Origin of the sequence: Halorhabdus tiamatea SARL4B, from assembly GCF_000470655.1 — an archaeon.
GTDB lineage: Archaea > Halobacteriota > Halobacteria > Halobacteriales > Haloarculaceae > Halorhabdus > Halorhabdus tiamatea.
The window spans coordinates 1,518,695-1,541,819 of the sequence record NC_021921.1 but is presented as its reverse complement, the minus strand read 5'-3'; the positions used below and the strand labels follow the sequence as shown (position 1 = coordinate 1,541,819).

23 protein-coding genes are annotated in these 23,125 nt (G+C 66.1%); 6 read left to right on the top strand and 17 right to left on the bottom strand.

Annotated elements, in window-relative coordinates:
• Positions 1-76 precede the first annotated feature (76 nt).
• Genes HTIA_RS07660 through HTIA_RS07650 form a run of 3 tightly spaced genes read right to left on the bottom strand, consistent with a single transcriptional unit; the run spans position 77 to position 3,343 of the window.
• The gene (locus HTIA_RS07660; RefSeq protein WP_044951038.1) at positions 77-700 is read right to left on the bottom strand and encodes a diacylglycerol/polyprenol kinase family protein; all 624 of its coding nucleotides are present in this window, start codon (positions 698-700) and stop codon (positions 77-79) included.
• A 28-nt stretch (positions 701-728) separates the two neighbouring features.
• Complete coding sequence (gene glyS / locus HTIA_RS07655; protein ID WP_008527707.1) at positions 729-2,495, bottom strand: glycine--tRNA ligase; 1,767 nt, start codon at positions 2,493-2,495, stop codon at positions 729-731.
• A complete protein-coding gene (locus tag HTIA_RS07650) occupies positions 2,492-3,343 on the bottom strand; it encodes a CBS domain-containing protein (RefSeq protein WP_008527708.1) in 852 nt (283 codons plus the stop codon). The genes glyS and HTIA_RS07650 overlap by 4 nt, the downstream gene beginning before the upstream one ends.
• Positions 3,344-3,505: 162 nt before the next feature.
• Here HTIA_RS07650 and HTIA_RS16820 point away from each other — a divergent pair, with 162 nt between their 5' ends.
• Together HTIA_RS16820 and HTIA_RS07645 are read left to right on the top strand one after the other, a co-directional pair.
• Positions 3,506-3,676, top strand: a complete 171-nt coding sequence (locus tag HTIA_RS16820) for a DUF7556 family protein (RefSeq protein ID WP_008527709.1) — start codon at positions 3,506-3,508, stop codon at positions 3,674-3,676.
• Positions 3,677-3,834: 158 nt separating this feature from the next.
• The gene (locus tag HTIA_RS07645; protein ID WP_008527710.1) at positions 3,835-5,415 is read left to right on the top strand and encodes an NAD(P)-dependent oxidoreductase; all 1,581 of its coding nucleotides are present in this window, start codon (positions 3,835-3,837) and stop codon (positions 5,413-5,415) included.
• 26 nt (positions 5,416-5,441) lie between these two features.
• Here HTIA_RS07645 and HTIA_RS07640 read toward each other — a convergent pair whose 3' ends face one another.
• From HTIA_RS07640 to HTIA_RS07595, 11 genes are all read right to left on the bottom strand, one after another.
• On the bottom strand, positions 5,442-5,738 hold the full coding sequence (locus tag HTIA_RS07640; RefSeq protein ID WP_008527711.1) for a hypothetical protein: 297 nt from the start codon (positions 5,736-5,738) through the stop codon (positions 5,442-5,444).
• A gap of 97 nt (positions 5,739-5,835) precedes the next feature.
• A complete protein-coding gene (thrC, locus tag HTIA_RS07635; RefSeq protein WP_008527712.1) occupies positions 5,836-7,107 on the bottom strand; it encodes a threonine synthase in 1,272 nt (423 codons plus the stop codon).
• Positions 7,108-7,278: 171 nt separating this feature from the next.
• On the bottom strand, positions 7,279-8,175 hold the full coding sequence (gene argF / locus HTIA_RS07630; protein WP_008527713.1) for an ornithine carbamoyltransferase: 897 nt from the start codon (positions 8,173-8,175) through the stop codon (positions 7,279-7,281).
• A complete protein-coding gene (locus HTIA_RS07625) occupies positions 8,172-9,251 on the bottom strand; it encodes a [LysW]-lysine hydrolase (protein WP_008527714.1) in 1,080 nt (359 codons plus the stop codon). The genes argF and HTIA_RS07625 overlap by 4 nt, the downstream gene beginning before the upstream one ends.
• Positions 9,251-10,378, bottom strand: coding sequence for an aspartate aminotransferase family protein (locus HTIA_RS07620; protein ID WP_008527716.1), 1,128 nt, complete (start codon positions 10,376-10,378; stop codon positions 9,251-9,253). Before HTIA_RS07620 ends, HTIA_RS07625 begins: the two co-directional genes overlap by 1 nt.
• Positions 10,375-11,313: an acetylglutamate/acetylaminoadipate kinase gene (locus HTIA_RS07615; RefSeq protein WP_008527719.1), complete on the bottom strand. Its 939-nt coding sequence runs from the start codon at positions 11,311-11,313 to the stop codon at positions 10,375-10,377. Before HTIA_RS07615 ends, HTIA_RS07620 begins: the two co-directional genes overlap by 4 nt.
• Before the next feature lie 16 nt (positions 11,314-11,329).
• Positions 11,330-12,388 (bottom strand): N-acetyl-gamma-glutamyl-phosphate reductase, encoded by a 1,059-nt coding sequence (argC, locus tag HTIA_RS07610; protein WP_008527721.1) that lies wholly within the window; start codon positions 12,386-12,388, stop codon positions 11,330-11,332.
• A complete protein-coding gene (locus HTIA_RS07605; protein ID WP_008527723.1) occupies positions 12,388-13,323 on the bottom strand; it encodes a RimK family alpha-L-glutamate ligase in 936 nt (311 codons plus the stop codon). Before HTIA_RS07605 ends, argC begins: the two co-directional genes overlap by 1 nt.
• Positions 13,320-13,487 (bottom strand): hypothetical protein, encoded by a 168-nt coding sequence (locus tag HTIA_RS16635; protein WP_020936211.1) that lies wholly within the window; start codon positions 13,485-13,487, stop codon positions 13,320-13,322. The genes HTIA_RS07605 and HTIA_RS16635 overlap by 4 nt, the downstream gene beginning before the upstream one ends.
• Positions 13,480-15,012: an argininosuccinate lyase gene (gene argH / locus HTIA_RS07600; protein WP_020936210.1), complete on the bottom strand. Its 1,533-nt coding sequence runs from the start codon at positions 15,010-15,012 to the stop codon at positions 13,480-13,482. The genes HTIA_RS16635 and argH overlap by 8 nt, the downstream gene beginning before the upstream one ends.
• A gap of 3 nt (positions 15,013-15,015) precedes the next feature.
• Positions 15,016-16,245 carry an argininosuccinate synthase gene (locus tag HTIA_RS07595; protein WP_008527724.1) on the bottom strand — a complete coding sequence of 410 codons (1,230 nt, stop codon included), beginning with the start codon at positions 16,243-16,245 and terminating at the stop codon, positions 15,016-15,018.
• 333 nt (positions 16,246-16,578) lie between these two features.
• Here HTIA_RS07595 and HTIA_RS07590 point away from each other — a divergent pair, with 333 nt between their 5' ends.
• Together HTIA_RS07590 and HTIA_RS07585 are read left to right on the top strand one after the other, a co-directional pair.
• On the top strand, positions 16,579-16,758 hold the full coding sequence (locus tag HTIA_RS07590; RefSeq protein ID WP_008527726.1) for a DUF7554 family protein: 180 nt from the start codon (positions 16,579-16,581) through the stop codon (positions 16,756-16,758).
• Between the two features lie 42 nt (positions 16,759-16,800).
• Positions 16,801-17,304: a 2'-5' RNA ligase family protein gene (locus HTIA_RS07585; protein ID WP_008527727.1), complete on the top strand. Its 504-nt coding sequence runs from the start codon at positions 16,801-16,803 to the stop codon at positions 17,302-17,304.
• 17 nt (positions 17,305-17,321) lie between these two features.
• Here HTIA_RS07585 and HTIA_RS07580 read toward each other — a convergent pair whose 3' ends face one another.
• Positions 17,322-18,566 (bottom strand): CBS domain-containing protein, encoded by a 1,245-nt coding sequence (locus HTIA_RS07580; protein WP_008527728.1) that lies wholly within the window; start codon positions 18,564-18,566, stop codon positions 17,322-17,324.
• A gap of 102 nt (positions 18,567-18,668) precedes the next feature.
• On the opposite strand from HTIA_RS07580, the gene HTIA_RS07575 reads away from it, so the two are divergent.
• Together HTIA_RS07575 and rdgB are read left to right on the top strand one after the other, a co-directional pair.
• Positions 18,669-18,950, top strand: coding sequence for a DUF5808 domain-containing protein (locus HTIA_RS07575; RefSeq protein ID WP_008527729.1), 282 nt, complete (start codon positions 18,669-18,671; stop codon positions 18,948-18,950).
• Between the two features lie 74 nt (positions 18,951-19,024).
• Positions 19,025-19,603, top strand: coding sequence for an RdgB/HAM1 family non-canonical purine NTP pyrophosphatase (gene rdgB / locus HTIA_RS07570; RefSeq protein WP_008527730.1), 579 nt, complete (start codon positions 19,025-19,027; stop codon positions 19,601-19,603).
• A 23-nt stretch (positions 19,604-19,626) separates the two neighbouring features.
• On the opposite strand, the gene HTIA_RS07565 is transcribed toward rdgB, so the two are convergent.
• Positions 19,627-21,036: a receiver/sensor box histidine kinase gene (locus tag HTIA_RS07565; RefSeq protein WP_008527731.1), complete on the bottom strand. Its 1,410-nt coding sequence runs from the start codon at positions 21,034-21,036 to the stop codon at positions 19,627-19,629.
• Positions 21,037-21,157: 121 nt separating this feature from the next.
• On the bottom strand, positions 21,158-23,089 hold the full coding sequence (locus tag HTIA_RS07560) for a sugar-binding protein (protein WP_008527732.1): 1,932 nt from the start codon (positions 23,087-23,089) through the stop codon (positions 21,158-21,160).
• Between the last annotated feature and the right edge of the window lie 36 nt (positions 23,090-23,125).

The window sequence follows — 23,125 nt, the reverse complement described above, 5'->3', positions numbered from 1 at the left end:
GACGATTGCGGTTAAGCGTTCTCGTACCAGGGTGAAAGTGAAGCGTGTCGTCGGCGAGCTCGCGGACGGAACGCGGTCACAACGGGAGTGCCGGGAGGTATTCGATCGCGAGAAACATCGTGACGGCCGCGGCGGGTGCGATCGTGAGGTTGTCGTCGACGACGTACCCCCGGACGACGGGTTTGGCCCCGTCAGCAGCGGTCGCCGCCAGCCCACCCAGGATCGCACCAGCGGGCGGGACGAACGCGCTCGCGATGAGCGTCGTGAGGCCGAATGTAGCCAGCAGTACCCACGTCTGCTTGACAGAACGGAGTTCGCCAGCGCCGAGCAGGCCGCTGAAGGGGTCGCCGATCGTGAGCATGAGCATCGCCGGGACTGCCACCGGAGAGGGGTCGATCGGGCTTGAAAAGAGTGGGTCGGCTCCCGGCGGCGGGAAGGCGAACGCGACCAGCGTCAGCGCGACCCCGCCCAGAAAGTACGCCGCGAGGTTCTCCTGTTCGTACTCCCTGGTGAGCCGATCGAAGATCCACCACTCCAGGCCGACGTACAGCCGGACGATCTCGAGGCCGAGCGCGCCCACCATCGCGAGGACCAGAAACGCCTGGACGTGTCGCCAGGAGATCTCCGCGACGTACACGTAGGCAAGCGGAAGCGCACTCGTGCTCGCGTGGACGAGCCGGCGGGTGACTTCGTCGTCGATCCGATCGAGAACGTCCGGGACCACGGTTTCAGAGCTCGTCGAAGGTCGTCTCGCCGTCGACGAGGGACTCGATCGTCGAGTCGAGGTCCGCAACGGCGACGCGGGTCTGGTCGGTACTATCACGATCTCGGATCGTCACACTGGCGTCCTCGAGCGTATCGTAGTCGACGGTCACGCAGTACGGCGTACCGATCTCGTCCTGGCGACGGTACCGCCGGCCGATGGCCCCCGAGTCGTCGTAGGCCACCGAGAAGCCCGCCGTCCGAAGCTCGGCGGCGATCTCGCGGGCGCGCTCGCCCAGGCCGTCCTTGTCCATGAGCGGGAAGACGCCGACGGTAGTCGGCGCGACTTCCGGCGGGAGTTCGAGGTAGGTCCGCTCCTCGCCGTCGACCTCGTCCTCGCGATAGGCGTGATCGAGCGCGGTATAGAGCGCCCGGTCGATCCCCAGCGAGGGCTCGACGACGTGGGGGGTGATGTGCTCGCCGGACTCGGTGACTTCCTCGATCGCGAAGCCCGTTTTCTCGACGGGCACGGTGTATGACTCACCGTCGACGTCGACCGTGACGTCCTCGCCGTCGAAGGCGTCGGGTTCGTCCTCGGCGAGTGCTTCGAGTGCCGCCGCGACGTTGCCCGCCGCACCGCCGAACTCGGGACCGAGATAGCCCATCGCCGGATCGACCGTCGGCGTTTCGACACTTACCGGCTCGTCGTACTGTTTGAAGACCGTGAAGTCCTCGTCGGAATGGGCATCGTGTTTCGAGAGGTCGTAATCGGCGCGGTAGGCGAACCCGCCGAGTTCGATCCAGTCGGGGTCTTCGCCCGGATCGCTGACCTCGCCCTCGGCGTCCCAGCAGTCCTCGGAGTAGTGGGCGAGTTCGCCCGGCCGGTGCTGGCGAAAGCGGAACCGATCCATGTCGACGCCGATGGCGGCGTACCACTCGGCGGCGACGCCCAGGTAGTAGGCGATCCACGGGTCGGCGACGACACCCTCGTCGAACGCCTCACCGACAGTCATCTCGACGGGTTCGCCGTCGGCCTCGGCCTGGGCGTCGGCGGAGTAAAACTGTGCGGTCACGTCGGCCACCGCCGAAAGGTCCGGAACGTCGTCCGCGTCGGGATCGACGAACAGCTCCAGTTCGGCCTGGGTGAACTCCCGCACGCGGAGCAGGGACTTCCGGGGACTGATCTCGTTGCGGTAGGCCCGGCCGATCTGGGTGACGCCGAAGGGGAGCTGGTTGCGGGCGTACTCGGCGAGTTGCGGGAACTCGATGAAGATTCCCTGGGCGGTTTCGGGCCGGAGATACCCCGGCGAGGACGAGCCCGGCCCAATCGTCGTCTCGAACATGAGGTTGAACTGCTCGATGGCCTGGCCGGCGAGCCCGGTCCCGCAGGTCGGACACGCGAGTTCGTACTCGGCGATGACCTCCTCGACGCGTTCGGGGGCCAGCGACTCGGCTTCCTCGATCCCGGTGTCGGGATCGTCCTCGACGATGTGATCGGCCCGGTGGGACTGGCCGCACTCGGGGCACTCGACGAGCATGTCGTCGAAACCGTCGAGGTGGCCAGAGGCCTCGAAGACGGGTTCTGGCAGGACCGTCGGCGCGTCGACCTCCATGTGGCCCTCCTGGATCGCGAAGCGTTCACGCCAGGTGTCCTCGACGTTTCGCTTCATGGCGGCACCCTGCGGGCCGAAGGTGTAGAACCCGGAGACACCGCCGTAGGCACCCGCGGACTGGAGGAAAAAGCCCCGCCGCTTTGCGAGTTCGACCAGGGCCTCGGCGCTGACCCCACTCATCGTAGCGCCTTGATCACGTCGATGTCGCGGACGATACCCGCGAGGTCGTCACCCGATACCAGCGGGATCTGCTCGATGTCGTGACGGATCAACAGCTGGGCCGTCTCCTTTGCGGTCCGGCGACTGCCGACGGTCACGAGGTCACCCGTCATGTACTCGCTGACTGGCTCGTCGGGGAAGACGACGTTCCGGGTCGGCATGTAGCTGTTCCCGACGGCCTTGATCCCTTCCCACATCCACTCGTCGTCTTGGTTGGCGATCGACTCGCCTGTCTCGGCCTCGCCCTCGACCACTTCGGCGACGTCGATCACGTCGACCTCGGTCAGAATGCCGGCGACCTCGGCGTCGTCGTCGAGCACGACGCCGTAGGGGACGTCGGCGTGGGAGAGTTCGCGTTCGGCGACCCCCAGCGGCGCGCCGGCGTAGACGCAGTTGACGTCCCGTCGAGCCAGATCGCCGACCGGCCGATCGCCGTCGTCGACGCCGCCCTCGGCGATCGCGCGAACGATGTCCGTCACCGTGACGATCCCCTCGAATTCCCCGTCGACGACCGGAATCCGGCGCTCACCGGTCTCGACCATGGTCCGCGCGACGCTGGCCAGGTTCGTCCCGGAAGTCGTCGTCGGTACCTCCTCGACGAGGATCGCGAGTTGGTCTTCGTCTGGATGTTCGATCAAGGCGTCCCGCGTGACGAGGCCACGACACTCCTCGCCCGAATCGGTCCGTTTGATCACCGGAACGGACGAGAATTGCCGTTCCTGAAGGTACTCGAGGACGTCGTCGCGGGTGCCGGGCAACTCGGCCGTGACGACCTCGTCTCGCGGCGTCATGACGTCAGCGACGTTCATACTGGAAAACACTCCACGTTCCTCCTACTAAGTCCTTACACATCCAGGCGGTGGGCTCTCAAGCGAGCCAGCTGTCCGCTCGTCAGTCACGCGTCAGACAAATTCCCGCGTCCTCGTGGGTTTTCGGCACGTTTATGTATGAGTGTTACCAACTCACATAGTATGTCGCAAGAGCCCGACGCGCTCGCGGCAGACGCTGCAGTGGACGGTGAAGTCATGGCCGCCGTCGAGCGAGACGAGGAGGCCGTATTCGTCATCGCCGACGTCACCCGCGACGACGCGTATCTCTCCGTACCGCTTGCGGACAGCGCGTCGCTGTCCGCCTGGCGGTAGGAGTCAGGGCGACAAACTGTTTTTCCGCGAGGGGCGGTCGAGGCAACGTGAGTACCCCCGGTGTCCGGGACGGTTCGATCTGTCGGGTCCGAGTCGAGGACTTCCCGGTTCGCCGAGAGAAAACAAGCGTTATGCCGACCGGCAGTGTCACCCCCAATATGGAGATCGTAGTGACTGGTTCCGTCGAAGAGACGGGACTGGCGGCGCTTGCAGATGCAGGCCACGACGTTCGGACCGTCGAGGCGGACCCTGACGAACTGGCCGACGCTGCCGAGGGTGCGGCAGCGTTGATCGTCGACGAGGACACGCCGGTTCCCGCGGGCGTGTTCGAACGTGCAACGGACCTACAGATCGTCGCTCGGACTGGGATCGACGTCGAGAGAATCGACGTCGCCACAGCGACCGAACGCGGCGTCATCGTCGCCAACGGTCCGGAAGCCGACGTCCGGGCGGTCGCCGAGTACATCATCGGCCTCCTCTTTGCGACTGCCCGGGGCATCCCACAGGGCCACGTCAGACTGAAAGACGGCGAGTGGGCCAAAGGAGACATCATCGGCTCGGAACTCGACGGCAAGACCGCCGGACTCGTCGGGTTCGACAGCGTTGGCCAGGAAGTCGCGAAACGGCTCGACAACCTCGGACTCGACGTCGCCGTCCACGCACCCGACGCCGACGGCGAACGAATCGCACAGATCGGTGCCGACAGCGTCGATCTCGAACCCTGTCTCGAGCAGGCTGATTTCCTCTCGGTACACACCCACGGTGGAGACATCGAGCTAGGTGAAGACGAACTCGACGCACTCGGCGACGGCTATCTCGTCAACGGGTCGGACGGCGAGGCGGTCGACGAAGCGGCGCTCGCGAGTGCCGTCGAGGACGGCGACCTCCAGGGCGCAGCCGTCGACGCCGTCGCCGAAGCGCCGCTCGCCGACGACAGTCCGCTCCGGGACGTCGAGGACATCATCGTCACGCCCGCGGTCGCCAAGACAACGGCTGCCGAGAACGCAGAGTCGACGGGTGTCGCCGAGCAGGTGCTCGCGGCCTTCGACGGACAGCCAGTCGCGAACGCCGTCAACGTGCCGTCGATCCCGCCGGACGCCTACCCGGTCGTCAAACCCTACGCCGACCTGACGGAGACGGTCGCCCGGATCGCGATCCAGCTGTTCGAGGGCGACCTCGAGACTGTCGCTATCGAGTACGCCGGAGATATCGTCACCGAGACGGTCGAACCAATCACGGCCGCCGGGCTCACCGGCGTCTTCGACTCGCTGGGCTGGGACGCAAACCAGGTCAACGCCCGCCACGTCGCCGACCGACATGGCATCGATGTCGACGTCTCGACGATTCGAGACGCCCCGGACTTCCAGAACCTGGTGACCGTTACCGTCAGCGGCGGCGGGGACGAACTCAGCGTCGAGGGCACGCAGTTCGCCGACGGCGAACCGCGCATCGTCAGCATCGACCGCTACTGGGTCGAGGCGATCCCCCACGGCCACATGCTGATCGTCCGCAACGCCGACGAACCCGGCGTTATCGGTTTCGTCGGGCAGGTCCTCGGCGAGTTCGACGTCAACATCGCCGGGATGTTCAACGCGCGAGAAGCCATCGGTGGCGAGGCGCTGTCGGTGTACAACTTAGACGACGAACCAGGCGAAGACGTCCTGGCCGCGCTCAACGACGACGACCGGATTCTCGAGACGACCGTCGTCGAACTCAACGGGCAGAACGCCCGCGAGTGACGGCAGAGCCGTTCAGCACTGCCGGATCAGTCCCTCCCACCACCCTGGTCATCGCCTGGAGCACGCCAGACGAACCACCCGTCTTCCGTCTCACCCCGGTAGGAATCCCACAGGCGGTCTCTGGCGGCGACGGCCCGGTGGGTCGGAGACGGCTCGTCGATCGGTGATCCACCGCGATCAATACGCGCCCACCGGACGGAATCCGTCTGTTCAATGTGGCCCCGTTCCGCCTCGTCTCCGGCCCGCACCGCCCCGTCAACGGAGTGGCCCGACGACGGCGATCGATCGACTGATGTCGGCTGCGAATAGATATCATCTGACATAGCACAGTCTAGTGGTGTCTGGTCCGGAAAAAACGCCGGCAGACGTCCGTCCGTCCCGTGCAAGACGTAGCCACGCCGCTCCCCCATCCGACGCCAGTCAGGATCGCAGGTGTTCGAGGACGTCGTCGGTGTCGGCGGGGACCGGTTCGGGATCGGTTCCGGCTTCGGCGGCCGCGTCGGGGTCCTTCAGGAGATGGCCGGTCGTCAGACAGACCACCTGCTCGTCGTCACCCACGACGCCCTCCGCCCGGAGTGTTCGGAGGCCGGCGATCGAGGCAGCGGAGGCGGGTTCGACGCCGACCCCCTCCTCGGCGAGGGATCGCTGGGCGTCGGTGATCTCCTCGTCGCTGACGGCGACGGCCGTCCCGCCGGTCTCGCGGACCCCCGGCAGTGCTTTGGGCGCGTTGACCGGATTACCGATCCGGATCGCTGTCGCCTTGGTCTCGACGTCGTCCCAGCGCTCGATGTGGTCCCAGCCCTCCTCGATCGCCTCGACCAACGGGGCCGACCCCGCGGCCTGGACGCCCGTGATCTTCGGAATCTGGTTCTCGTCGATCGCCCCCGTCGTTTCGAGTTCGCGGAAGGCCTTGTACAGCGCAGCGGTGTTACCCGCGTTGCCGACCGGCAACACGATCCGGTCCGGGAACTGGCCTTCCTCGGCACGAAACTGCTCCATGATCTCGAGGGCGATGGTCTTCTGGCCCTCCAGCCGGAAGGGGTTCAGCGAGTTGAGCAAGTAGGCCTCGCCGCGGTCGGCCAGGTCCTTGACGATGTCCAGACACCGATCGAAGTTGCCGTCGACCTCCAGGATGCGTGCGCCGTGCAAGCTTGCCTGGGCGATCTTCCCGGCGGCGACCTTCCCCGCCGGCAGGAGCACGAGCACCTCGAGTCCGGCACGGGAACCGTAGGCCGACAGCGCGGCGGAGGTGTTGCCCGTCGAGGCACAGGCCAGCCGATCGACGCCGATTTCCTGGGCGACCCGGACGCCGACGGTCATCCCGCGGTCCTTGAAGCTCCCCGTCGGGTTCATCCCCTCGTGTTTGACCCGCAGGCGTTCGACGCCGATCTCGTCTTCGAGACGCGGGACGTCGTGCAGCGGGGTGTTGCCCTCCGGGAGCGAGACACCTTCGTCGAAGGGGAGGGCGTCGCTGTACCGCCAGACGCCGCCGTGAAACGCCGACTCGTCGTCGCCGAAGTCCTCGAAGGTCGGCAGGTCGGCGTATCGAACTTCGAGCAGCCCCCCACATTCGTCGCACGTGTAGCGGATCCCCTCGAACGGCGGGAAATGTTCGCCACACTCGATGCAGGTCAGCCAGACGCCGTCGGTCGCCTCGGCCGGTTCGTCCTGCGTGATCTCCAGATGGGTCATTGTGTGCTCCGACGGGCCCCACCGGAAAAAAGCCGCGGAATCCACGCCACCACCTTTTTACTTCGTCGGGGTCGCTTCGCGAACCCGACTCGCAAAAAGCTGGACCAAAAACGACCTGCTCGCGAGCCAAAGGCTCGCTCACAGAGAAACGCCGTCTTCGACGGCGTATGCTTACTCCGATCGCTCGGCCAACCACACCAGTAACCCATTCTGGGCGTGCAGCCGGTTCTCCGCCTGGTCCCAGACGATGGCGTTGTCGCTCTCGATGACCGCGTCGGTGACTTCCTCGCCGCGGTGGGCCGGCAAGCAGTGCATCAGCGTCCGATCCCCCAGCAGGTCGGTCGTAACCTGAAAGCCCTCGAAGGCGTCAAGTTTCTCCGCGCGCTCGTCCTCCTGACCCATGCTGACGAAGACATCCGTGTAAACCACGTCGGCGTCCGCGACGGCCGCTTCCGGGTCCGTCGTCGTCTCGGGGGCCGTGCCTAACTCGGCTGCCCGCTCCAAGACTTCGTCGTCGATCTCGTAGCCCTCCGGCGTCGCGACGGTCAAATCGAGGCCGACCATCGCCGCGCCGAGGACAAAGGACTGGGCGACGTTGTTGCCGTCGCCGACCCAGGCGACTCTGACGGTGTCGAACCCACCGTATTCCTCACGGATCGTGAGCAGGTCGGCCAGCGTCTGACAGGGGTGGGCGTCGTCGGTCAACCCGTTGATGACCGGCACGGTGGCGTATTCGGCCAATTCCTCCGCGTCAGCGTGGTCGAACAGCCGCGCCATGATCGCGTCGGCGTACCGCGAGACCGCCCGCGCGGTGTCCTTGACCGGCTCACTGTCCCCCAGGTGGATGTCGTCCGGCCCGAGGAAGATGGCGTGGCCGCCGAGCTGGGTCATCCCGGTCTCGAAGGAGACACGCGTCCTGGTCGAGGGCTTCTCGAAGATCATCGCCAGCGTCTCGTCTTCGAGGGGGTTGCCCGCCTCCTCGCCGGCCTTGATGGCAGCTGCGCGGTCGAGGACGGTCGTCAGTTCCTCGCTCGTCAGGTCGTCGATATCGAGTACGTTGCGTGTCATGGCTCCTCCAGGAGGGTCCGCGTCACGTCGTCCAGGACTGCCACCGAGCGGTCGTACTCGGCAAGTGGCAGGTGTTCGTCGGGGGCGTGATCGAGGTCCGAATCGCCAGGACCGTAGGTCACCATCTCGGCGTCCCAGGCGTCGGCGTAGATGTTCATGTCGCTGGTTCCGGTCTTGCGCAGGAGGCGGGGATCGCCGCCGCGTTTCCGGATCGCCGCACGGAACGCACGGGCGACCTTCGTCCGTGGACTCATCATCACCGGCTCGACCCAGTCGTCCCAGTTGACAGTGCCGTTCGTCAGATGACCGTCGGCCATCTCTCGGATCTCGTCGGTGGTGTACTCCGGCGGGACGCGCAACTGCACGCGCATCGTCGTCTCGACCGAGAGCCCGTCACCGCTGATCCCGCCGTCGATGTCGACGGGTTTGCAGGTCACGCGCTCGAAGACCGGGTGCCACTCGTCCTTGGCGAACTCGGCCTCGACGCGGTTCCACCAATCGATAGCGTCCTGAATCGCGTTGTTGTCCGGCCGCGAGGAGTGGCCGGACTCGCTGGTGGCGACGTAGGTGCCACCCAGCAGGCCGCGATACCCCAGCGTGATCCCGTCCCAACCGGAGGGTTCGCCGTTGATCACCACATCCGGCTCGCTCTCGCGGTCCTCGACAAGGTACCGGCCGCCGGTCGAGTCGACTTCTTCGCCCACGACCCCGGCGAAGCTCGCCCCCGTCCGGACCGCCACGGCGGCCATCGCCGCGAGCGGTCCCTTCGCGTCGACGCTCCCGCGGCCCCACAGGACTGTCTCGCCGTCGTCGTTCTCTTCCAGGCGGACGGGAATGTCACCCGGCACAGTGTCGATGTGAGACGTGAGGAGCACACTGTCGTTTGCGGGGGCACGGACGTTGCCCACGTCGTCGATCCAGACCTCGCGGTCGTGCGCCTCGAAGAACGTCGCCAGTGCCTCGGTGGCCGCCTCGACGTCGCCCGAGACCGACGGGATCTCGACCAGGTCGATCAGCAACTCGCGTGCATCCGCGGCGGAGACGTCCCCAGTCGGCGCGTCAGTGGCGGCGCTCATCAGTCGATCGCCTCCGACAGCGCCGCGACGACCGCGTCGGCCTGGCCCTCGTCGACGATCAGCGGCGGGAGCAGCCGCACCACAGTCCGACCGGCCGGCAGCGCGAGCACCTGGTGATCCATGGCGAGTTCTTTGAGCACACGATTGGCCCCGCGCTTGATCTCGACGCCGATCATCAGTCCCTCACCGCGAACCTCGCGGGCATTGTCACCGAGTTCCTCGCGGAGTTGCCCACGAAGGTACTGGCCGACGTCGGCAGCGTGACTCGGAATGTCGTCTTCGACAAGCGTCGAGACTGTGGCTTCCGCGGCGGCCGAAACGACCGGCCCGCCGGAGAACGTCGAGGCGTGAGAGCCGTAGTCCTCGGCGATCCAGTCGGCGACGAGCGTCGCACCCATCGGGAAGCCGTTGGCCAGGCCCTTGGCCGTCGTGAGCACGTCCGGCACGACGCCGCTTTGCTCACAGGCCCACAGCGTCCCCGTCCGGCCCATGCCGGTCTGGACCTCATCGAAGATCAGCGCCGCGCCGGCCTCGTCGGTGATCTCGCGGGCCGACTCGAGGTACTCGGCGCTCGCTGGGTGGATCCCACCCTCGCCCTGGATCGGTTCCATGATGACCGCCGCCGTCTCGTCGTCGACGGCGTCGGCGAGGGCCTCGCTGTCGTCGTAGGGCACGAACTCCACGTCGCCGATCAGTGGCTCGTAGGGTTTCTTGTACTTGTCCTTCCAGGTCGTCGCGAGCGCGCCCATCGTCCGGCCGTGAAAGCCCTGCATCGTGGCGACGATCTTCGAGTCGCCGGTCGCGCTCCGGGCGAACTTCAGCGCCGCCTCGTTGGCCTCCGTCCCGGAATTACACAGCCAGACGTTCTCAAGGTCGCCCGGCGCTGCCACGGCGAGTGTATCGTACAGCCGCGTCCGGGCCTCGACTGGATAGGACGCCTGAACGTAGGTCAGATCGTCGATCTGCTCTTTCGCAGCCGTGTCGACGGCCTCGTGACTGTGCCCCAGCGGGACACAGGCGTAACTCGCGCCCATGTCCAGGTACTCTGTGCCCGCGTCGTCGTAGACGACAGCGCCGTCACCGCGCTCGATCTGTATCGGTTTCTCCGAGAATACGAATCCGCTCATGACTTATCCTCCGTCTCGATTGCTGTTTCCATCACGTGCGTGCCACTGCCTTCGAGGGCAGCACTGATCGGTTCCTCGGCGTTCGCGTCCGCGATCACGACTTCGGGTGCCCCCTCGCCGAGTGCCTCCTCGACGGCCATGACCTTCCGTTCCATGAACCCCTCGGCGGCGTCCTGGAGTGCATTCCACTCCTCGTCCGTCTCGGCTGACTCGATCAGCGTCTCCGGATCGTCGGGGTCCGCGTAGACGCCCGCGACGTCCGTCAGCAGGACGAGCGTCGCGTCGAGTGCCCCGGCGATAGCGGCCGCCGAGCGGTCGGCGTCGGTGTTGACCGGGAGCCACTCTGCTCGCGGTTCCTGGCCGTCACCGTCGTCTCGCGGCTTCGCCGCTCGACTGTTCGCGGAACTTCGTTCCGCGCTACTCGCATTCTCCGGGGCGCTTCGTTCCTCGCGCCCCGCCATCGGCGGCCCGGCGACCGGTGTGTATCCATCGTCTAACAGCGTATACAGCAGCTTCTCGTTGACCTCCTCGATCGACCCCGAGTGATCGCCGCGCTTGATCTTGCGCTTGCCGTCTTCGAGGACGCGCACCGCCGACTTGCGGGGGCCGGCCAGAAGCTTCCCGTCGACACCGTTGAGTCCGACGGCGTCGACGCCCTGGCTCTGCAACCCCGCGACGAGTTGCGTGTTGAGGTGGCCAAAGGCCATCTCGAAGACCTCCATCGTCTCCTCGTCGGTGAACCGCCCGACGACGCCGCTTGGCGTCTCGACGTACTCCGGTTCGATCCCGATGCGTTCGAGGGTGTCGTCCACTTTCGTCGAGCCGCCGTGGACGACCACGACGTCCTCGCCGTCCGCAACCAGCTGGGCCACGTCCGCAAGCGCCCCCTCGGGGTCGACCGCACGAGCGCCGCCGACTTTGACGACCACCGTCATCCGAGATGCACCCCCGTCATGGCGACCCCACCGGGTGCATCCCCGCGAAGTCGAGGCCCGCCGTCTCCTCCAGCCCGAGCGCGATGTTGGCCGCGTGAACGGCCTGGCCGGCCGACCCCTTCATCATGTTGTCGATGGCCGAGAAGACGACCACGCGCTTGTTCCCGGGGTCGAGTTCGAAGCCGACCTCGGCGTAGTTCGAGCCCGCGACGGCCTTCGGCTCCGGATAGCGATAGACGCCACCGCCGCCGGCGACCATGCGGACGAACGGTTCTTCTTCGTAGGACCCACGGTAAGCGCCCCAGAGATCGCCCTTCGAGACCGGCTCCTCGGGGAAGACGTGGATGGTCGCGCTCGCGCCGCGGATCATCTCCACGGCGTGGACGGTGAAGGAGACATCGACACCGAGGAACTGCTCGATTTCGGCCTCGTGGCGGTGACCCGTCGGGGCATAGGGCCGGACGACGCCCGAGCGCTCGGGATGGCTCGACGCTTCGCCGCCGCCGGCCCCGCCCTCGCTGGACCCCACTTTCACGTCGACGACGATCTGCTCGTCGCCCGAGAGGACATCGTTCTCGAACAGCGGGAGCAACCCGAGGATCGTCGCCGTGGCGTTGCAACCGCCCGAGGCGATCAGGTCCGCCCCGGCCAGGTTCTCGCGGTTCAACTCGGGGAGTGCGTACTCGGCATCGGCCAGCAGTTCCGGGCGGCTGTGGCCGTCGTACCACGCGTCGTACTGCGCTTCCGAATCCAGCCGGAAGTCTGCCGAGAGGTCGATTACCGTGTCGGCGGCGTCCTGAAACGCGTCGATATGTTCCATCGAGACGCCGTGGGGCGTCGCCGCAAAGAGGACGTCAACGGATTCGAGATCCTCGGGCGAACTGAACCGCAGGTCCAGGCCGCGGAGGTTCGGATGGACGTGGCCGATCGTCTTGTTTGCCTTCGAGCGACTCGTGGCCTGGGCGATCTCGAAGTCGGGGTGGCCGGCGAGTAGTCGCAGGAGTTCGCCGCCGGTGAAGCCGCTCGCGCCGACCACGGAGGCAGAAAGGGTTGGTTCGCCTTCACTCGCGGACATCACTCGCTCACCTCCGCGTTCGTCTCTAGCCAGTCGACGACCTGGCCGGGGACGTCCGTCTCGACGGCGTCGTTCAGCGCCTTGAACTCGACGGTGTGGTTGACCTCGTGGACGGTGTAGCCGGTCGGTTCACCGGTCTCGTCGTCCACACCGTCTCGCGGGTCGCTATGCTCCCCGCTCGACTGCTGGGGATCGCTCCGCGATCCCCCTGTTTCCATCAGATCAATGCCCAGCAGCCCGCCGCCGACAGCTTCGCTGGCCTCGGCGACGAGTTCGCGGGCACGGTCGTCGAGTTCGAAGGCGTCGGTCTCGGCCCCTTTCGCGGCGTTGGTCAGCCAGTGATCCGACGAACGGACCATCGCCGCGATCGGCTCGCCGTCGGTCGCCAGCACGCGAATGTCACGGCCGGGTTTCTCGACGAACTCCTGGACGTAGAAGACCTTGTGCTCGTAGTGACCGAGCGTCGCCTTGTGTTCGAGGATCGCCTCGGCGGCGTCCTTCGTGTCGATCTTGGCCATCAGGCGACCCCACGACCCGATGACGGGCTTGAGCACGCACGGGTACCCGAAGTCCTCGATGATCTCGAGGGCGGTATCCTTGGTGAAGGCGACCTCCGTCTTCGGGGTCGGGACGCCGGCCTGCTTCAGCGCGAGGCTGTTGGTCACCTTGTCGGCGCAAGTCTCTGCGGTCTCGTGGCTGTTGATCACCGGGATGTCGTAGGCGGAAAGGAACTCCGTCGCGTAGAGGCTCCGGCTGGTCGCCAGACACCGGTCGAGCACGAGGTCGACGTCCTCGAAGTCTTCGGGCGGTTCGTCGAGGCCGAACCGTTGCTTGCGCACGTCGATCTTCGTGACCTCGTGGTCGCGCTCGCGCAACTCTTCGAGCAGGAGTTTCTCGTCCTGGCGGATGCGCGAGTAGAGAATGGCGACGTTCATTCGGGTGCACCTCCAGAGCGGGCAGTCATCGCGGCTGTCGGTGCTGGTGCCGGCCCGCCGGCAGTCGGCGGGTGGCGCGCTGCGGTCGTCGGTGTCGTAGTCATGTGTTGTGTGGTCCCGGTCGGTGTGATCGTCGTCGCTGTGGTCTTGCCCGTCTCAGACATACGTCTGTACCTCCGCCTGTAGCTCGGCGACCGCGTCGTCGATCGCCGTCCGGCGCTCGTCCAGCGCGTCGGTATCGGCCGCGTGGTCGTCCCGCGCGGTCACAATCTGTTCGGCGACCGCCTCGGGGGCCGGCCCCCCTGCCGAGTCGCGACTCGCGACGCTTTCGACGGGATCGAGTGCCGACTCGATCGTCTCGCGGTCGACGTACGCCGACAGCGATTCGCCGAGAGTGTCGCGCGCAGCGGCCTCGAGCGTCTCGAAATCGACGTCGTCGCCGGCGGCTTCGGCCGCGCTCGCGACGACCTCGTGGGCCGTCCGGAACGGGACACCGGCCATCGCGAGCGCGTCGGCGACGCCCGTCGCCGTCGAAAAGCCCTCGCCAGCCGCGTCGGCCAGCACCGCGTCGTTCCACTCGGCGGTCGCGATCGCACCGGCGGCGACCTCGGTCGCCTCGCTGACGCCGTCGATCGCCCGCCAGGCGTGGCCGCCGGCGCGCTGGAGGTCGCGGTTGTACGCCCGCGGCAGCCCCTTGAGTGTGGTCAGCAGGCCGTTGAGCCCCGCCGCGGCGTCGCCCGCGCGAGCGCGAACGAGTTCGAGCGTGTCGGGGTTCTTCTTCTGGGGCATGATTGAAGAGGTCGAGGCGTAGGCGTCGTCGACCTCGACGTACCCCTTGTTGGCGTAGATCACGACATCCTCGGCGAGTCCCGACAGCGTCGTCGCAAGGCTCGCCAGCGCGGCGGTCGACTCGACGAGGAAGTCCCGCGCCGAGACGGCGTCCATTGCGTTGTCCATCGTTCCGTCGAAGCCCAGCAGGTCGGCTGTCCGCTCGCGGTCGACGTCGAAGGGCGTCCCCGCGAAGGCGGCCGCGCCCAGCGGCGAGTGATTCGTCCGGTCGTAGGCGTCGAGCAGCCGATCCGTCTCGCGAGCCAGCTCGCGCTCGTAGGACAGCGCCCAGTGGGCGACGGTCGTCGGCTGGGCGGGCTGGAGGTGGGTGAATCCCGGCATCACCGTCTCGCGCTCGGATTCGGCGGTCTCGATCAGCGCGCCGCGCGCTTCGAGGGTCGCCTCGACCGCGGAAAGCAGGTCCTCGCGCAGGCGGTAGCGAATGCAGGTCGCGACCTCGTCGTTGCGCGAGCGGGCCGTGTGCATCCGGCCGCCGTCGGGGCCGACGCGGTCGATCACGGCCGTCTCGATGGCCTCGTGAACGTCCTCGCCATCCGGGAGTGCCTGGTGGCCGGCGTCCTCGATGTCCGCAAGGGCAGCCAGGATTTCGCCGGCTGTCGCCTCGTCGACGATGCCCTGTTCTTCGAGCATGACGACGTGAGCGCGATCAACCGCCAGGTCGGCGGCGAAGATGCGCTCGTCGGCGGCAAGCGACGAGAGGAACCCCCGGGCGGGGCCGCCGCTGAAGCGCTCCCGGCGGACGACGCCCTCGCTGCCGTCGTCACTGCCGTCTCCGTCGCCGTTGCTGTCACCGGCCGCCGGATCGTTTCCCCCGCCGTTCGCCGTGGGTTCCTCGGTCATGGCTCACTCCTCGTCGGCGAGTGACTCGGTCACGCTCTTGGCCAGGCGCGACTGGAACCCGTGATACTTCGCGACGCCCGTGGCGTCGTCCTGTGTGATCCCGCCGGTCACGGCCTCCTCGTTGAAGGAGGCCGCCGACTCGCTGTAGACCGAGTAGTCGGATTCCCGCGAGACGGCTCTGGTGTGGCCGCCTTCGAGTTTGACGGTCACCGTCCCGGTGACGCGAGTTTGGGTTTCGTCGATGAATCCTTCGAGGTCCTTCATCAGCGGCGCGTCGATCAGGCCCTCGTAAGCCTTCTCGGACCAGCGCTGGTCGATCGTGGTCTTGAACTGGCGCTCCTCGGCGGTGAGGACGAGTCCCTCCAGGGCCTCGTGGGCCGTCAGCAGGACCGTCGCGGCCGGGTGCTCGTAGTTCTCGCGGACCTTCAGGCCGAGCATCCGGTCTTCCATCATGTCCGTCCGGCCGATCCCGTGGGCACCGGCACGTTCGTTGAGCGCTTCGATCAACTCGACCGAACCGAGTTCTTCGCCGTCGACAGCGACGGCGGTGCCGTCCTCGAAGGTGATTTCGACGAGTTCGGCCGTCTTCCCGGAGGGATTCTCGGTCCAGAGGTAGATGTCGTCCTCGGGGATCGTCGCAGGGTCTTCGAGTTCCGAGCCCTCGATCGAGCGACTCCAGAGGTTCGTGTCGATGGAGTAGCGGCCGCCGGCCCCGCCCTCGACGGGCAGGCCCTTCTCCTCGGCGTACTCGTTCTCCCACTCGCGGGTGAGTCCGAGTTCGCGGATCGGCGCGATGACGTCCAGAGCGGTGTCGCGCCAGACCGCCTCGAAGCGGAGTTGGTCGTTACCCTTCCCGGTGCAACCGTGGGCTAAGGCGGTACAGCCCTGTTCCTCGGCGACGTCGGCGATCGCCTCGGCGATGACCGGCCGCGCGAGGGCGGTTCCAAGCGGATAGCCCTGGTAGTCGGCGTTGGCCTCGACGGCCTGCAGGCAGAGGTCGGCGAACTCCTCACGTGCGTCGACGACGTAGTGCTCCAGCCCGAGTGCCTCGGCGGTCTCCTCGGCCTCCTCAAACTCGTAGTCGGGCTGGCCGACGTCGACGGTGACGCCGATGACGTCGTCGTAGCCGTATTCTTCCTTGAGCAGCGGTACGCAGACTGTGGTGTCGAGCCCGCCCGAGAAGGCGAGCGCGACGGTGCCGTTTCCGTCCTGTTGTGTCGTCGGTTGTGTCATGGTTGTGTGACTGTCGGGTGAGAGATGACCGCCCCGGAACCCGACGGTGGGCGGCGATGAAACGAGACGAAACCGGTCAGAAAGGGAATGTATTCGGGCCTAACGGCCCGGTCGTCGGCGTCGAAGCAGGGAGACGGACCCGCCGGTCTCGGAAGCGCTCGCGTCGGACCGGTAGATCGGCGTCATGTACCCCGGAATATCCGGCAAGCGCTACTAATATCTTCCGGGTTCGTTCTCGCGTGGTATGGCCTCACGCGCTCGACCGGTCCGGGCCAGGAGACGGTCTCCAGATCCGCCACAACACCTATACACCTCGCCTGTGAATCGAGAATCATGAATCTCGACGTCGAAGACCTGCTGAAGCTCGTCCTCGTATTGGTCCTGGTGTGGATCGTCATCGAGGTCATTTCGGAAGTCCTCGGGCTGTTCGCGTCGCTCCTCGGTCCGTTCCGGCCGCTGCTGGGATTGGTCATCGTCGTTTTGATCGTGTTGTGGTTGCTCGACCGGATCTGATCGACCGAGTCGCTTATTTCGTATCCCGACCCCAGTAGATACGTGTACAGTCTGAACGTCCCGGTCCCCGCCGCAGTCGCTCGGCTGGCGGGCGAGTTAGCCCACGATGTGCCACAGGCCCAGGAACGAACGCGCGGCGAACACACGCTGGTGCTCAAGCGACTCGGCCAGGACCGGTCGGTCCCGCGTATACAGGCCCAGGTCCGGGAGTACCTGACCGGCCAGCCCCCCTTCGAAGCGCAAGTGACCGGGGTCGATTACTTCGCCGACCCGACGAACGGACCCGCACCCGTCATTTACCTGACCGTCGAGAGTCCCGAACTCCGTCGGCTCCACGAGCGACTCGTGGACCTGTTTTCCCCAGTCGAGGGCCTGGAAGGCGACGAGTACACACCGCACGTGACGATCGCGCGCGGTGGCAACGACGAGCGGATCAACCGGCTCGTCGAACGCTCGATCGACCCGGTCACCTGGACAGTGACGCGACTCACCGTTCGGGACGCTCGGCGCGGTGAACCAGCGAGCAGTATCTCACTCCCCGTCTGAACCAGACACCACGGCACTCAATCCTCGAACCGTCGGTCGTCCTGACTCGCCTCCCGATCGCGGTCACGGGCCATCGTCGTCGGGACGCCGCCGTTTAGCGCCCGCCCGCTCTGTACGGAGTCACGCCCGCTCTCCTTGATGATCGAAAGCGCCGTCATCAGGTCCGAGCGGGTGAGCAAGCCGACGAACTCGCCGTCCTCCATGACGAGGAGTCGACCGATGTTGTCCTGCTGCATCTGTGTCAGGGCCGTCATCGCGTTCTCGTCGGGATGGATCGTGCGGAGATCCGTGGTCATCACCTCGTCAGTGCGGAAGGCCTCGCGTTCGACCTCCCGGACAGCGCGGGCGTCAGCCAGCGTAACCAGCCCGACGACTGCGCCGTTCTCGGTGACGGGGAACCCGGTGTGTCGTTCCCGGAACATGAGCTCCATGAGTTCGGCGACCGAGAGGTCTGGATCGACTGTCTGGACGCGATCGGCCGGCGTCATCACGTCCCGGACGGTCACGCCCTCGAAAGCGGCCTTCATCGTCGTCATCTGGGCCTCACTGGACGCCCCGATGTAGATGAAGAAGGCGATCGCGACCAGAAAGAGGCCACCGCCGCCGAACAGCCCGAACAGGCCGAGCAACAGCGCAAAGAGTTTGCCGACCTCCGCGGCGATCTGGGTCGCCCGGGCGAACGGACGATTCCTGGCCAGCAGCGCCCGGAGAACCCGTCCGCCGTCCATCGGAAAGCCGGGCAGCATGTTGAAGATCGCCAGCGCGAAGTTCAACAAGGCGAGATACCCCAACAGGAACTTCACGGCGGCGAATCCGACAGCGTCGCCCGCCGGAACGAGCAGGAATCCGGCGTAGGAGAGTCCCGCAAGCGCCACGCTGACAGTCGGTCCCGCGATCGCGATGAACAGTTCCTGTTTCCAGTCTTCGGGCATCTCCTCGAGTTGGGCGATGCCCCCGAACAGCCACAGCGTGATCGAGGAGATGGGAAAGCCATAGCGCATCGCCACGACCGAATGACCGAGTTCGTGGAGGACGACGCCGGCGAACAGCCCGAGTGCAGCCGTCACTCCCAGAAGCCAGGGAAGCTGTCCGGTCGAGAGGGCCGCCCCGTCGATGCCCGCCCCCCAGACGTCGTTGAGCAAGTCGGCCGTCTGACCGACCTGTGCGCCGATGAGCCAGGCGAAAAGTGGGAGCACGAGCAGGAAAGTCAGATCCAGCTGTATCGGGATCCCGAACGCGCTGCCGATCCGGAAGCGTCGCATGGGTGACGGTTGTCGGGCCAGCGTCTTAAGAACCCTGGCGACCGACAGCTCGCGGTCGGGGGCGGGACAAACGTCTTAACGGATCCAGTCGTACGGGCACATATGTCCGAGAAACCGCAGACGGGCGAAATCTTCGGCATCCCGTACAACTTCGAGCGACCGAGCATGAAGCGACTTCTCTCGGCGTACTGGCAGCCCGGCGAGGGCATGCTCACGAAGAAGCCGTTCGGCATCGGCTACACGCTCAACCTCGCGAACTGGCGGTCATGGATCGTCCTGGGCGTCGCCGGCCTCCTGCTGTACCAGCAACAGTCCGGCGAGAGCGAGGCCGACGCGGACGGTGACGAGGAGTCCAGCGAACCCGTCGAAGTCATGGTAGAGTGACCGCCACCGGGCGGGCGTGACGAGCCGACCACGAGACCGACGACGCTTTTGAATCCGGGGACGACCCTACGGCTATGCTCCGCTTCGTGACCGGTAACGACGGCAAAGTCCGAGAGGCCCGAGCAGCACTCGACGACGACGTGACGCAGTTCACTTACGACTACCCGGAGATCCAGAGTCCCGACCTCGGCGCGATCGCCGCTCACGGGGCACGCGAGGCCTACCGCGAGGTCGGCGCGCCCGTCATGGTCGAGGACTCCGGGCTGTTCGTCGACGCATTCGCGGGCTTTCCCGGGCCGTACTCGGCGTACGTCGAGGACACGCTCGGGATCGAGCGCGTCTGGCGGCTGACCGAGCCGGAGGACGACCACGCCGCCGCGTTCCGGTCGGTGATCGCCTACTGCGACGGCTCCGGGTTCGCTTCCGCCCCCGCCGTCCGGGACGGCGAACCACCGGTCGCGATCTTCGAGGGACGCGTCGAGGGGACGATCGTCGCCCCGCGGGGCGACGGCGGGTTCGGCTACGACCCCATCTTCGAGTACGACGACCGGACATTCGCCGAGATGGACCCCGAGGAGAAAAACGAGCACTCACATCGCGGGCGAGCGATCGATGCCTTCGTAGAGTGGTACGACGGGCAGGGCGAGGCCTGAAAGCCCCCTACTCGAAGGAGTACCTAGCACGACTCGACGCCAGTGATCTCGAAGCGAGCGCCGCCGGACTCGCTTTCGGCGACAGCGATATCCCAGCCGTGGCCCTCCGCGATCTCCGAGACGATCGCCAACCCGAACCCAGTCCCGTTCTCCGCGGTGGTGAATCCAGGCTGGAAGACGTCCTCGCGCTCGCCCACAGGGATTCCCGGCCCGTCGTCGGCGACGTAAAATCCCGTCGCGTCCGACAGTGGACCGACAGTAATTGTCCCTGGGCCGGCGTGGTCACGGACGTTTCTGAAGATATTTTCGAACAGTTCGACAACGCGCTGGTGGTCGCCATGGAACGAGAGATCACCGGCGATTTCGAGTTCGACCCCGTCGGTTTCGACGTTCGCCCAGGCCCCTCGAGAGAGGGCCTGCAGGGAAACGGCTTCGGTTTCGAACGCTGACTGACCCTGCCGGGCAAGTTCGAGGATGTCCGCGATCAACTGGTCCATCCGGTCGAGTGCAGTCTCGACCCGTTCCAATCGGCTGTCGTCGTACTCCTGGCGAAGCAAGTCGACGTTGCCGATCGCGACGTTCAGCGGATTTCGCAGGTCGTGAGAGACGACCGAGGCGAACTTCTCCAGGCGTTCGTTCTTGCGTTCGATCTCGCGTTCGTACTCCTTTTTCTCGGTGATGAACCGGGTGACGCCGATGAGGCCCTTGATCTCGCCGTCCTCGCCGTACCACGGCACTTTCGAGGTGAGCGTCCACTCGCCGTTGTTTTCGTTGTACTCCTCTTTGTTGATGATCGGTTCGCCCGTCTCGACGACGTGTCTATCGTCCGCAACGGCCTCGCGAGCGAACTCGTCGTCGCCGTAGACCTCCCGGTCTGTCTTCCCGATGGCATCCCCCGGAGACAGGTCGTAGTCACTCATGTACAGGTGTCGGCCCTCCGTGTCTTTGACGTACAGCGACACCGGGAGTTGCTCGAAGAGCTGGTCGAGGAGGTTGGCTTTGCTTCGAAGCGTCGACTGGTCGTTCAGGGAGCCGTCCTGGCGGTTGTGAACGGCCTGTTCGATTCGGTCGGCCAGCCGTTCGTACTGAGCCGGGCCAGCTTGTCGCCTGACGTAGTCGGTAACACCAGCCGAGATAGCCGCACTGGCGACGGCTTCGCTCCCCTCGTCAGTGTAGAGAATGAACGGAAGATTGCCATATCGGTCCCGGACAGCCGCAAGGAACTCGAGCCCGTTCATCTCTGGGAGTGGGTACTCGCTGACGATACAATCGACGGACGCTGTTTCGAGTCGCTCGAGACCAGTCTCCGCACCCACCACTGACAGGACCCCAATCCGCTCACGTTCTCGCTGAAGAAACGAAATCAGGTCGTCGTCGGCGTCATCGTCGTCTTCGACGTATAATAAAGTGATCGAGCGATCCAGATCGTCCATCTGCCAGCCAGTATGTCGGCACGTGGTATCAATCTTGACCCACACGTCAGACACACCCCGGTGTGTTTTCGCCGCTCCAGCAGGCCAAGATAGCGGAACCCGTCGTGTCGTCCCAGTGCCGTCATTCGGATGTGCCAAGCTCGACGATGCCGAACGCCCGCGGATGCTCCCAGGCGACGTCGGAGTCGGCGGCCCAGGATCGCTTGCTCCGGGACTCGCCCCCGCCATCGATGACGTGGATGTCGAATCCAATTCGGTCGCCGGGGGACGGCTCGACTTCGTAGGCCGCCCACGGGACGGCGGTCTCGACTCGCCAGCCGCCCTCGACCTCGACGGACGCGACCTGGACGGCGTCGGCGATAGGGGCCGAGTTCGCGCCCGCCTGGACGCCCCCGTCCCGGGGAAAGACGAGTTGGAGATCGTCGTTCCCATCGTAACTCTCCTCCCGGCTGCTGTCGAGGTCGAGGTACAGTTCGGCGGCGTCGTTGCGCCAGACTTCATCGGCGTCGGTGTCGATGTCTTCGTCTGTGACCGAGACGCCGAGGTACAGCGCGGTGTCGTCCCAGAGTGCGCGCCACTCAGCCGCGAGGTCGACCGAATCCGTCGGTTCGATCGTCCACGTAGAGAGATCGTATGGCGTCGTCCGGATCCAGGTGTCGCCCAGTTCCCCGTCGATCGAGGGGGACGAATTCGTAGCCGGAATAGTCGTCGCGGCGGCGTTCGCCGTCTCTACCGTGACACGGCCCGGCGGCGAGCGGTTCCCGTAGCCGTCGACGGCGACGACAGTCACCTCGGAGGTCTCGGCCGGGCGAAGGCCTCTGACGGTCACCGACTCGCTCGCCCCCCGGAGGATCTGTGGCTGTCGACCGGCCACGGTCACCCGGAACTGCGCGGCCGGTTGACCCCCTTCCGATTCGTGTTGCCAGGTGATCGTCGCGGTCGTCGGACCGACGTCACTGATTTCGACCGACGGTGCGGACGGCGGCTCATTCGCTTCATCGGGTCCGAGTGGATGGCTGTCTCTGGTGTCGGCCAGCCACTCCTTGGCAAACACCCCCATGTAGTCGTTGCCGCCGAGCAGATTCCATTCGGTGTCGAACATCCGCGGCATCCACTCCGAGTCGAAGACCCAGGCGGTCCAGTTGACGTTCGGGTGACTGTCAATCCACGTACGGAACGGCCGACCCCACCCGTCCGTCGTGCCGATCATGTGGGGCTCGATCCCGGTGCGATCGTCGTCGATATATCCCCACTCGTCGATGAACACAGGGACATCAAAGGACGGGTCGCCGTACTGTGGTTCCCAGAATTCCGTATTCGTCGAAGGGAACAAGTGAGCACTGTAGATCAGGTTCTCACCCTCGAAGGGTTCCTCCGGGGCGAACCGTACCATCGACGACCATGCGGGCGACCCGACGATGATCGGCGTCTCAGGCGCTCGATCGCGCAAGAGATCGACCCACGGCTGGGCGACCTCGCGCCACCGCTGCCAGGTGTCTCGGCCCTCGCCGCGTGGTTCGGTCGGTTCGTTGAACAGTTCATAGAGGACGTGACCCTCCTCGGCGTATCGCGGCCCGATGTGGTTCCAGAATCGGCGGATGCGCTCGTCGATAGTTTCGGTGTCGTAGGGCTCGATCGCGTGGTAGTCGATGATGACGTATCGGCCCCGTTCACGCGTCGTCTCGACGACGCGATCGAGGTACTCCTCGGCTAACGTCTCGATGCCGACCTCCCGGATCGAGCGCGGTTCGACCGGGACGCGAACGACGTCGGTGTGCCAGCCAGCGTCGTCGTCAGTCGCAAGCCCGAGAGTCTCCCAATAACCCTTCCCGCGTAAGTCGGCGTAGGTATCTCCCCACCAGGGGTCGGGCACGTTCACCCCACGGAGCACCACGCGCCTGCCGTCCGGATCGACGAGCCAGCGCCCCTCGACGTGGAGGGGCGGCGGCCCGGACTCGCTCGTGGTACGTTCGCGACTGTCCGACAGGCCAAAACAGCCGGCCAGGCCAGTCGTGGCCGCGACGGTTCCGTTCAGGAACGTACGGCGACGCATCGGATTATATCTCGTGATACTCCGGGATAAAGCCTT

Coding starts and splice junctions, on each gene's coding strand:
- glyS (WP_008527707.1), bottom strand. CDS start 2,495: ATGAGTGGGGTCAGCGCCGAGGCCCTGGTCGAACTCGCAAAGCGGCGG.
- HTIA_RS07650 (WP_008527708.1), bottom strand. CDS start 3,343: ATGAACGTCGCTGACGTCATGACGCCGCGAGACGAGGTCGTCACGGCC.
- HTIA_RS16820 (WP_008527709.1), top strand. CDS start 3,506: ATGTCGCAAGAGCCCGACGCGCTCGCGGCAGACGCTGCAGTGGACGGT.
- HTIA_RS07645 (WP_008527710.1), top strand. CDS start 3,835: ATGGAGATCGTAGTGACTGGTTCCGTCGAAGAGACGGGACTGGCGGCG.
- HTIA_RS07640 (WP_008527711.1), bottom strand. CDS start 5,738: ATGTCAGATGATATCTATTCGCAGCCGACATCAGTCGATCGATCGCCG.
- thrC (WP_008527712.1), bottom strand. CDS start 7,107: ATGACCCATCTGGAGATCACGCAGGACGAACCGGCCGAGGCGACCGAC.
- argF (WP_008527713.1), bottom strand. CDS start 8,175: ATGACACGCAACGTACTCGATATCGACGACCTGACGAGCGAGGAACTG.
- HTIA_RS07625 (WP_008527714.1), bottom strand. CDS start 9,251: ATGAGCGCCGCCACTGACGCGCCGACTGGGGACGTCTCCGCCGCGGAT.
- HTIA_RS07620 (WP_008527716.1), bottom strand. CDS start 10,378: ATGAGCGGATTCGTATTCTCGGAGAAACCGATACAGATCGAGCGCGGT.
- HTIA_RS07615 (WP_008527719.1), bottom strand. CDS start 11,313: ATGACGGTGGTCGTCAAAGTCGGCGGCGCTCGTGCGGTCGACCCCGAG.
- argC (WP_008527721.1), bottom strand. CDS start 12,388: ATGTCCGCGAGTGAAGGCGAACCAACCCTTTCTGCCTCCGTGGTCGGC.
- HTIA_RS07605 (WP_008527723.1), bottom strand. CDS start 13,323: ATGAACGTCGCCATTCTCTACTCGCGCATCCGCCAGGACGAGAAACTC.
- HTIA_RS16635 (WP_020936211.1), bottom strand. CDS start 13,487: ATGTCTGAGACGGGCAAGACCACAGCGACGACGATCACACCGACCGGG.
- argH (WP_020936210.1), bottom strand. CDS start 15,012: ATGACCGAGGAACCCACGGCGAACGGCGGGGGAAACGATCCGGCGGCC.
- HTIA_RS07595 (WP_008527724.1), bottom strand. CDS start 16,245: ATGACACAACCGACGACACAACAGGACGGAAACGGCACCGTCGCGCTC.
- HTIA_RS07590 (WP_008527726.1), top strand. CDS start 16,579: ATGAATCTCGACGTCGAAGACCTGCTGAAGCTCGTCCTCGTATTGGTC.
- HTIA_RS07580 (WP_008527728.1), bottom strand. CDS start 18,566: ATGCGACGCTTCCGGATCGGCAGCGCGTTCGGGATCCCGATACAGCTG.
- HTIA_RS07575 (WP_008527729.1), top strand. CDS start 18,669: ATGTCCGAGAAACCGCAGACGGGCGAAATCTTCGGCATCCCGTACAAC.
- rdgB (WP_008527730.1), top strand. CDS start 19,025: ATGCTCCGCTTCGTGACCGGTAACGACGGCAAAGTCCGAGAGGCCCGA.
- HTIA_RS07565 (WP_008527731.1), bottom strand. CDS start 21,036: ATGGACGATCTGGATCGCTCGATCACTTTATTATACGTCGAAGACGAC.
- HTIA_RS07560 (WP_008527732.1), bottom strand. CDS start 23,089: ATGCGTCGCCGTACGTTCCTGAACGGAACCGTCGCGGCCACGACTGGC.